Below are 7,783 nucleotides of genomic sequence, written 5' to 3'. Positions count from 1 at the left end.
CGCTCCACCTGATGCTCGCGGCGTGGCGGGCGATGGCGGCGGGCGCGACGGCGCGCTGTTCGCCCGCATCCTCGAACGGCTCGACGGGATCGAGCGGCGCCTCGCGGCGCTGGAGGTCGGACGAGGCCGCCGCGCAGGCCGAGGCGCTGGCGCGCCGGCTGGCCGCGTCCGGACACGATCCGGCTGAGTTCGGCGCGGCGGTCGTCCGCGAGCTCGCGCGCCAGGACCGGGCGCTGATCGCCGGCATCGCCGCCTATCGCCGCCATCCCTGGCAGCGCACGCTCCCCGATCCGCCGGCGCTCTGGGCCGAGGGGGGCTCGCGCCTGCTCGACTACGGCGCGACCGCGTCGCTGCCCGCGGGAGCGCGGGTGCTGCTGGTGGTGCCGTCGCTCGTCAACCGCGCGCATGTGCTCGACCTCCTGGAGGGCGGGTCGATGCTGCGCTGGCTCGCCGGCCAGGGGCTCCGGCCGCTGCTGCTCGACTGGGGCTGGCCGGGCGAGGTGGAACGGCGCTTCACCCTCACCGACTACATCGCCGGGCGGCTCGAACGCGCGCTTGCCTTCGCCGCGTCCGAGACGGGCGGACCTGTGCTGCTCGCCGGCTACTGCATGGGCGGGCTGCTCGCGCTCGCGGCGGCGCAGCGCCGGCCGGAGCTCGTGCGCGCGCTCGCCGTGCTGGCGACGCCGTGGGACTTCCACGCCGGCGACCCCGGCCGCGCGCGGGCACTTGCCGCCGCCCTGCCGCTCTGGGAACCCGCCCTCGCCTTCGCCGAGGCGCTGCCGGTCGATCTCCTGCAGGTGCTGTTCGCCGCCCTCGACCCCTTCGGCGTCGCCGCCAAGTACCGCGCCTTCGCCCGGCTCGATCCCGACCATCCGCGCGCGCGGCTGTTCGTCGCCCTCGAGGACTGGCTGAACGACGGCGTCCCGCTCGCCGCGCCGGTGGCGCGCGAGTGCCTCGCCGGCTGGTACGGGCGCAACGAGCCCGCGCGCGGCCTCTGGCGCGTCGCCGGCCTGCCGGTCGATCCGGGCGCGGTGCGCTGCCCCGCCTTCGTCGCCGTGCCCGGGCGCGACCGGATCGTGCCGCCGGACTCCGCGCTGCCGCTCGCGCGCGCGCTGCCCGGGGCGGTGCTGCACCGCCCGCTCGCGGGGCATATCGGCATGGCGGCCGGCAGCGGTGCCGAGGCCGCGCTCTGGCGGCCGCTCGCCGACTGGGCCTCTGCCCTGTAGCGCGCGCGCTTGTCTGCGGCCCCTGCCGCGGTGCACCATCGGCCGCATCAGGGGCCAGCCCCAATCCGAGGAGAGCCAGCCATGACCGAGGTCGTCATCGCCGCCGCCGCGCGCACGCCCGTCGGCTCCTTCAATGGCGCCTTCGCCACCCTGCCCGCGCACGCGCTCGGCGCCGCCGCGATCAGGGGCGCGCTCGAGCGGGCCAGGGTCGCGCCCGAGGAGGTGGACGAGGTGGTGATGGGCCAGATCCTCACCGCCGGCGCGGGCCAGAATCCCGCCCGCCAGGCCGCGGTCGGCGCCGGCATCCCCTACGAGAAGACGGCCTATGGCGTGAACCAGCTCTGCGGGTCGGGGCTGCGTACGGTCGCGCTCGGCTACCAGGCGATCCTGACGGGCGACGCGAAGATCGTCGTCGCCGGCGGGCAGGAGTCCATGACCCAGGCGCCGCACTGCGCCCACCTGCGCGCCGGCGTGAAGATGGGCTCGGCCGAGTTCCTCGACACCATGCTGAAGGACGGGCTGTGGGACGCCTTCCACGGCTACCACATGGGCAACACCGCCGAGAACGTGGCGCAGAAGTACCAGATCACGCGCGACCAGCAGGACGCCTTCGCCGCCGCAAGCCAGCAGAAGGCGGGTGCGGCGATGAAGGCCGGGCGGTTCAAGGACGAGATCGTTCCGGTGACCGTGAAGACGCGCAAGGGCGAGGTGGTGGTCGCGGAGGACGAGTATCCGAAGCCCGACACCACGGTGGAGGTGCTGGCCAAGCTGCGTCCGGCCTTCGCCAAGGACGGCACGGTGACCGCCGGCAACGCCTCGGGCATCAACGATGGTGCGGCGGCGGTGGTGCTGATGACGGCCGAGGAGGCGGCGAAGCGCGGCGTGACGCCGCTCGCGCGCATCGTCGCCTGGGCGACCGCGGGGGTCGATCCGGCGATCATGGGCACCGGCCCGATCCCGGCCTCCCGAATGGCGCTGAAGAAGGCCGGCTGGTCGATCGACGATCTCGACCTGATCGAGGCGAACGAGGCCTTCGCCGCGCAGGCCTGCGCGGTGAACAAGGATCTCGGCTGGGATCCGGCGAAGGTGAACGTGAACGGCGGCGCGATCGCGCTCGGCCATCCGATCGGCGCGTCGGGGGCGCGGGTGCTGACCACGCTCCTGTTCGAGATGCAGCGGCGCGGGGCGAAGAAGGGGCTGGCCACGCTCTGCATCGGCGGCGGCATGGGCATCGCCATGTGCGTCGAGCGGAGCTGACCTGACGGCGCGAGCCTGTGCGGACGCGGCCTCGGCCCATCCGCCCCGGTAGCGCCGCCTGCCAAGGCCGAGGTACGGATGTCCGGCCCCATCAGGGCGGGCGGGATGACGTCTCGACTGCCCATGATGACCCCCTCAAGCAGGTCATCCTCCGTCAGCCCGGCGACGCGCGAGCAGGCTTGGCCGGCGAGGATCTGCCCGCCATCGGCGATCGCGGCGGCGAGCGCGGCGGCATGAGGCCGCGGAGGGCGTCGCGGCGCGTGGTCGGCATCGGCATCTCCATCCCCTCATACCAGCCCGCTGAAGGTTTGACCTTCGGCGGGCTGGTACGGGGTCATGTTCGCGCGCGGCCGCCCCCCAGCCCCGCGCGCGATGCCCTCCGCACAAAGGTCGAGCCTTTGTGCGGAGGGTATCAGTGCCGGTGGCCAGGGCCGTGCGCGCGCCCATGCCCGTGCCCGGTGGCGTCACGCGCCCCGGCCGGCACCACCGGGACTTCAACCGTGCGCTCGCCGCTGTTGCGGAAACTCAAGGTGAGCGGGATCGTCTCGCCGGGCTTCAGGTCACGCGTGAGATCGATCAGCATCACGTGCAGCCCGCCTGGGCGCAGCACCGCCGGCTCGCCGGCATTGACCTCGATCGCCCGCACGGGGCGCATGCGCATCACCCCACCCTCCATCAGGTGCGTATGCAGCTCGACGACTTTCGCGACAGGTGTCGACGCCGCGACGAGTTCATCCCTCGCGGCCGTGTGGTTGACGATCGTCATGTAGGCGGCGCTGTTGCGACCGGCGAGCGAGGCCCGCGCCCACGGCTCGACGATCTCGATCGCCTCGCCAGTGCCGTGTGCCGTGGCAGGGGCGGTGAGCGGGAGCGTCAGGCCCGCCGCGAGGGCAAGCAAAGCGGCACGACGTGCGATCATCGGCGGTCTCCGGTTGCAGTGGTGATTGACGGCCGAGGCGAGTATCCGTGCCGCGCCGTCCGGCCCGCCGGCCGTTCGCCCGCCGGGGCGGCGGCGACGGCGGCGAGCCCGGCCATCGCGAGGACGCCCGCGCCCACCAGCCCGACCGAGAGCGGCCCCCGTTGTTGCCCGCCGTGCAGCCGGACCAGACCGGCCATGCCGATCGGCAGGGTCATGCTCGGCAGCAGCGCAGCCGCCGCGCCAGGCCGAGCCGCGAGGCCCGGCCCAGGCTGTCGCCCAGCTCGCGCAGGTTGCGCACTCAGAACACGTCGGCGAGCGGCAGCGCGGCGAGGACCAGCCCCACGGCCTCCGGTCCGTCGAAGCCGGACTTGACCCCGCGCATGCCGCTGAAGGCCTAGGACAGTGCGCACAGCACGAACGGGGGGCATGAACCCGGCGACGGCGAGGGGCATGGCGCGCGCCCTCATCGGGCCGCCTCCTGCGCAGGCCAGATCGGCGCGGCGACACCGGCGCGCGCCTCCAGTCGTCCGGCAAGACGCGCCAGACGGGCCGCCTCGCGGGCGCCGATCAGCGGGTCGCCGTGCGCGCAGGCCTCCCGCGCCGCTGCGAGGCCGCGCGTAATCGCCGCGCGCTCCGTCTCGGTCGCATGGCCGCGCAGCGCGTCGAGCAGCGCGGCCGGTTCGGCCAGCGCGGCCTCGCACACCGCGGTGAGGTGGGCGTTCATCTCCTCCGGGTCGCAGGCGAAGGCCGGGGCGGCGATCGCCCCGGCCACGCCCGCGCCCAGCATCCATCGGCGCAGACGCATCGTCTCCTCCGTCAGCGTGCGGCGGGCGTGATCGACCCCGGCGCCTTGGTCGGCCCCGCCGTCGGGCTCCATGCCGCGACGCGGTTCGGCTCGGCGGCGACCGCGAGGCGGCGGATCGCCCGGCGCTGGGCGAGATCGACGATCGTCACCGAGGCATCGGCGCTGCCGGGCACGAACAGGATGCGCCCGTCGGTCGTCATCGCCGCGTCGCGATGCCCCGCAGCCGCGCCGACCGGCACGGACGCCACCTGTGCAGGACGCGCGGGGTCGGCGAGATCGAACAGGACGAGCACCTCGGCCCGGCCCGGCTGGGCGGCGTTCAGCGTGCCGACGGTCAGGGCCAGGGTGCGCCCGTCCGGCGTGACGAAGGCATAGGCTGGCCGCGCGCCCCGCGCCCGCTCGGGCAGGGCAGTGCATCCCGCGTCGTAGAGGATCGGCACCTGGGCGGCGAGCCGCCGCTCCACCCCATCGACCACGGCGAGCTGGCCGATCTGGCAGGGCGCGCCGGCCTGCGCGCCCGACCCGCCTGCCCGCGGCGTGTTCTGCGGCCCGTAGGCGAACCGGCCGCTCGGATGGACGGCGATTGAGGCGCCGCCCGACCCGCCATCCGTGGCCAGCACGGCGGCCAGGCGCGGCGGCGTCGCCTCGGCCTCGACCAGGATGAACTGGCCGGTCCCGTTGGCGTTGTGCGCGTGCAGCCCGTTCGCGGCGAAGGTGGCGGTGCCGTGCGGCCCCGGCCGCCGCCCAAGCCGCCCGGTCGGGTCGCAGGCGGGACGGCCGCCGCGGCCGTCGAGCCCCAGATCGGCGCCCGTGACGGCGAACAGCCGGGCCGGCCGCGCCGGATCGGCGATGTCGTAGACGCCCACCACCTCGTCGCAGTCGGCGATGTTGGAGGCGGAGAAGCGGAGCCCGTCGCGGGACAAGGCGAGCTTGTGGTGGCCGATGCCGAGCCGGACCTCGCCCGCGACCCTCGGCGACGCGGGGTTGGTCGCATCGATGACCAGCGCCGAATTGTCGTCCCGCGCCGGGCGCTGCGCGTTGCCGTCGTTGGCAACGAGCACGAGCCGCCGTCCGTCCGCACGCGGCGGGGCCAGGTACAGATGGACGGGCCGGGTGCCGCCGATGCCCGAGGAGGGGATGCGTCCGACCTCGCGGAGGCTGCGCGCATCGACCATCACGACCTGGTTCGCGTCGCGATGATTGAGGACAAGCAGCCCCTCCGGCGTCACGAGCATGTCGGAGGAGAGGCCGGCGGTCGGAAATCGCGCCTTCTCGGCGCCGGTGGCGGCGTCGTAGGCGACGAGGTGATCGCGCGCGGAGACGAACAGGATCGTATCGGCTGCGGGCGCGGCAGGTGCGGGGCCAGTGGCGAGCGCGGCAACGAGTGCCGTGCTTGAGAGCAAGCGGATCATTGTTGTCCTCGGCGTGACGGAAAGGAAGCGCCGGACGGCGGCGCGGGTCCGGTCAGACGCCGGGGGAAGGCGGTGCGGTCGGGGGATGGATGCGGGCGCGACCCGGGGGCGGGGCGCGCGGTGCGCAATCCTCGCGTGTCAGGTCGGGCGCGACCGCCAGTCGGTCGAGGCTCGGCACGACCGGGGCGGGCGGCACTGCTGGTGCCGGCAGCGCGTGGCAGAGCAGACAGGGTGCGGATGCGTGCTCATGTTCCCGCGGCTGGCCGGCCGGGTCGTCGGACATCCCGACCAGCCGGCTGGCGCCGTCGGCCGAGCACAGCTCCACCACGAAGGCGTCGCTTCCCGCCGCGGCGGCTTGCGGGGCGTGCCGAACGGGCGTGCCGGCCGCGGTGAGGAACATCACCGCGGCGAGGCAGCGCAGCACGGCTCGCCAGCACTTCATGGCACCCGGGGTGTAGGGCTCGACCGTCCGCGCGTCCAGCCCCGACGCCGCGCGCTGCCGAAGGGCCTTGCCCCCCGCCCTCGCTCCGGGCGAGGCTCGATCAGCGCGGTCACGCGCCGAGGATCACGATACGGAGGGAACAGGACCCATGGCACGCGTCGCACTCGTCACCGGCGGCACCCGCGGCATCGGCGCCGGGATCGCAAAGGCGCTGATCGCGCAGGGGCGCACGGTGGTCGCCTCCTATGCCGGCAACGAGGAGGCGGCGGCGGCCTTCGCCAAGGAGACGGGCTGCAGGGTCTACAAGTTCGACGTCGCGGATTTCGAGGCCTGCAAGGCGGCGGTGGCGCGGATCGAGGCCGAGGTGGGCCCGATCGAGATCCTGGTGAACAACGCCGGCATCACGCGCGATGCCACCATGAAGCGGCTGACGCGCGAGATGTGGGACGCCGTGATCGACACCAATCTCGGCTCCTGCTTCAACCTCTGCAAGCTGGTCTGGGACGGCATGACCGCGCGCAAGTTCGGCCGCATCGTCAATATCGGCAGCGTGAACGGCCAGGCCGGGCAGTACGGCCAGGTGAACTACGCGGCGGCGAAGTCGGGCATCCACGGCTTCACCAAGGCGCTGGCGCTGGAGGGCGCACGGTCGGGCATCACCGTCAATGCGGTCGCACCCGGCTATATCGACACCGACATGGTGCGCGCCGTGCCGCCGGACGTGCTCGAGAAGATCATCGGCCGCATCCCCGTCGGCCGTCTCGGCACGGTCGAGGACATCGCCCGCGGCGTCGCCTTCCTGACCGCCGACGAGGCCTCCTTCATCACCGGCTCGACGCTCTCGATCAACGGCGGGCAGCACATGTACTGAGACACCGGCCACTGAGACACCGGCGGGAGGGCGCGGCATTGGCGTGGATCGTCCTCGGTTTCGACGGCACGGACGCCGAGGCGCCGGCGCGCCGGGCAGCCGCGCGCGAACGCCATCTGGGGGCGATCGGGGCGATGGCGGCGGACGGGCGGCTCGCGCTCGGCGTGCCGCTGCTCGAACCCGACGGTCGCGTCGCCGGCTCGCTGATGGTGCTGTCGGGCGACGAACCGGCCGCGCTCGAGGCCTATCTCGCCGAGGAGCCCTTCGCCCGCGAGGGGGTATGGACGCGCGTCGACTCCATGCCCGGGCGGATCGCGCCGCTGCCCTACCGGAGGCTGCCCGGGCCGTCCGGGGAGCCGCCGCCCCGCCGCACGCACACGGTGATCCTGGCGATGGACGGCACCGACGAGGGCGCGCCCGCGCGACGGCAGGCGGCGCGGCCGGCGCATCTGGAGCGGATGAGGCCGGCCGCCACCGAGGGCGTGCTGACGCTCGGCTGCGCGGTGCTGGACGTCCCCGGCGGGCAGATGATCGGCTCGGTGGTGGTGACGGCGCACGAGACGGATGCCGCCGCACGCGCCTTCTGGGAGCAGGACCCCTATGTGCGGGAGGGGGTCTGGCGCGACCTGCGCATCTGGGGCACGCGCATCGCGCCGCTGCCCTACCGGCCGCTGCCGGGCAGCAGCGGCTAGGCTGGTTCCCGGCGGTCGCGGGCGCGGCGCCCGTGGCGTTCGCCCCCCTTGCCTTCGGCGGCTCCGCTTGGGCAGGGTGCGGCCGCCGTGTTCTCCCGCATCGCCTCGCATCTGCGCGCCCGGCGCGGCTGGCGCGCGCCGGTCACCGCGGCCGCGCTC

9 protein-coding genes are annotated in these 7,783 nt (G+C 74.5%); 4 read left to right on the top strand and 5 right to left on the bottom strand.

Annotation, left to right across the window (positions count from 1 at the left end; genetic code table 11):
• Nucleotides 1-11 precede the first annotated feature (11 nt).
• Both FK498_RS15545 and FK498_RS15540 read left to right on the top strand, forming a co-directional pair.
• Complete coding sequence (locus FK498_RS15545; RefSeq protein ID WP_370510910.1) at nt 12-1,226, top strand: alpha/beta fold hydrolase; 1,215 nt, start codon at nt 12-14, stop codon at nt 1,224-1,226.
• Between the two features lie 81 nt (nt 1,227-1,307).
• On the top strand, nt 1,308-2,483 hold the full coding sequence (locus FK498_RS15540; RefSeq protein ID WP_141856121.1) for an acetyl-CoA C-acetyltransferase: 1,176 nt from the start codon (nt 1,308-1,310) through the stop codon (nt 2,481-2,483).
• A gap of 412 nt (nt 2,484-2,895) precedes the next feature.
• Here the strand turns inward: FK498_RS15540 and FK498_RS15535 are convergent, their stop codons facing one another.
• The 5 genes from FK498_RS15535 to FK498_RS15515 all read right to left on the bottom strand — a co-directional run bounded on the left by FK498_RS15535 (nt 2,896) and on the right by FK498_RS15515 (nt 6,061).
• Nucleotides 2,896-3,402 carry a copper chaperone PCu(A)C gene (locus FK498_RS15535; protein WP_141856119.1) on the bottom strand — a complete coding sequence of 169 codons (507 nt, stop codon included), beginning with the start codon at nt 3,400-3,402 and terminating at the stop codon, nt 2,896-2,898.
• On the bottom strand, nt 3,399-3,617 hold the full coding sequence (locus FK498_RS15530) for a hypothetical protein (RefSeq protein WP_141856117.1): 219 nt from the start codon (nt 3,615-3,617) through the stop codon (nt 3,399-3,401). The genes FK498_RS15535 and FK498_RS15530 overlap by 4 nt, the downstream gene beginning before the upstream one ends.
• Before the next feature lie 248 nt (nt 3,618-3,865).
• Complete coding sequence (locus tag FK498_RS15525) at nt 3,866-4,207, bottom strand: hypothetical protein (protein WP_141856115.1); 342 nt, start codon at nt 4,205-4,207, stop codon at nt 3,866-3,868.
• Nucleotides 4,208-4,218: 11 nt separating this feature from the next.
• A complete protein-coding gene (locus FK498_RS15520) occupies nt 4,219-5,619 on the bottom strand; it encodes a hypothetical protein (RefSeq protein WP_141856113.1) in 1,401 nt (466 codons plus the stop codon).
• Nucleotides 5,620-5,671: 52 nt separating this feature from the next.
• The gene (locus tag FK498_RS15515) at nt 5,672-6,061 is read right to left on the bottom strand and encodes a DUF2946 family protein (protein ID WP_141856111.1); all 390 of its coding nucleotides are present in this window, start codon (nt 6,059-6,061) and stop codon (nt 5,672-5,674) included.
• 148 nt (nt 6,062-6,209) lie between these two features.
• Here FK498_RS15515 and phbB point away from each other — a divergent pair, with 148 nt between their 5' ends.
• Together phbB and FK498_RS20005 are read left to right on the top strand one after the other, a co-directional pair.
• A complete protein-coding gene (gene phbB / locus FK498_RS15510; RefSeq protein ID WP_141856109.1) occupies nt 6,210-6,932 on the top strand; it encodes an acetoacetyl-CoA reductase in 723 nt (240 codons plus the stop codon).
• A 38-nt stretch (nt 6,933-6,970) separates the two neighbouring features.
• Entirely contained in the window at nt 6,971-7,624 is a 654-nt protein-coding gene (locus FK498_RS20005) for a YciI family protein (protein ID WP_237560969.1), read from the top strand.
• Nucleotides 7,625-7,783 lie beyond the last annotated feature (159 nt).

The sequence above is a fragment of the Elioraea sp. Yellowstone genome, assembly GCF_006704265.1.
Lineage (GTDB): Bacteria > Pseudomonadota > Alphaproteobacteria > Acetobacterales > Acetobacteraceae > Elioraea.
Note: the sequence above shows the minus strand (reverse complement) of the source record. Positions and strands in the feature narration are given on the sequence as shown.

What these genes read in the sequence shown, in the direction of transcription:
- FK498_RS15515 (WP_141856111.1), bottom strand. Translation starts at nt 6,061, where the DNA reads ATGAAGTGCTGGCGAGCCGTGCTGCGCTGCCTCGCCGCGGTGATGTTC.
- FK498_RS15535 (WP_141856119.1), bottom strand. Translation starts at nt 3,402, where the DNA reads ATGATCGCACGTCGTGCCGCTTTGCTTGCCCTCGCGGCGGGCCTGACG.
- FK498_RS15545 (WP_370510910.1), top strand. Translation starts at nt 12, where the DNA reads ATGCTCGCGGCGTGGCGGGCGATGGCGGCGGGCGCGACGGCGCGCTGT.
- FK498_RS15540 (WP_141856121.1), top strand. Translation starts at nt 1,308, where the DNA reads ATGACCGAGGTCGTCATCGCCGCCGCCGCGCGCACGCCCGTCGGCTCC.
- FK498_RS15520 (WP_141856113.1), bottom strand. Translation starts at nt 5,619, where the DNA reads ATGATCCGCTTGCTCTCAAGCACGGCACTCGTTGCCGCGCTCGCCACT.
- phbB (WP_141856109.1), top strand. Translation starts at nt 6,210, where the DNA reads ATGGCACGCGTCGCACTCGTCACCGGCGGCACCCGCGGCATCGGCGCC.
- FK498_RS15525 (WP_141856115.1), bottom strand. Translation starts at nt 4,207, where the DNA reads ATGCGTCTGCGCCGATGGATGCTGGGCGCGGGCGTGGCCGGGGCGATC.
- FK498_RS15530 (WP_141856117.1), bottom strand. Translation starts at nt 3,617, where the DNA reads ATGACCCTGCCGATCGGCATGGCCGGTCTGGTCCGGCTGCACGGCGGG.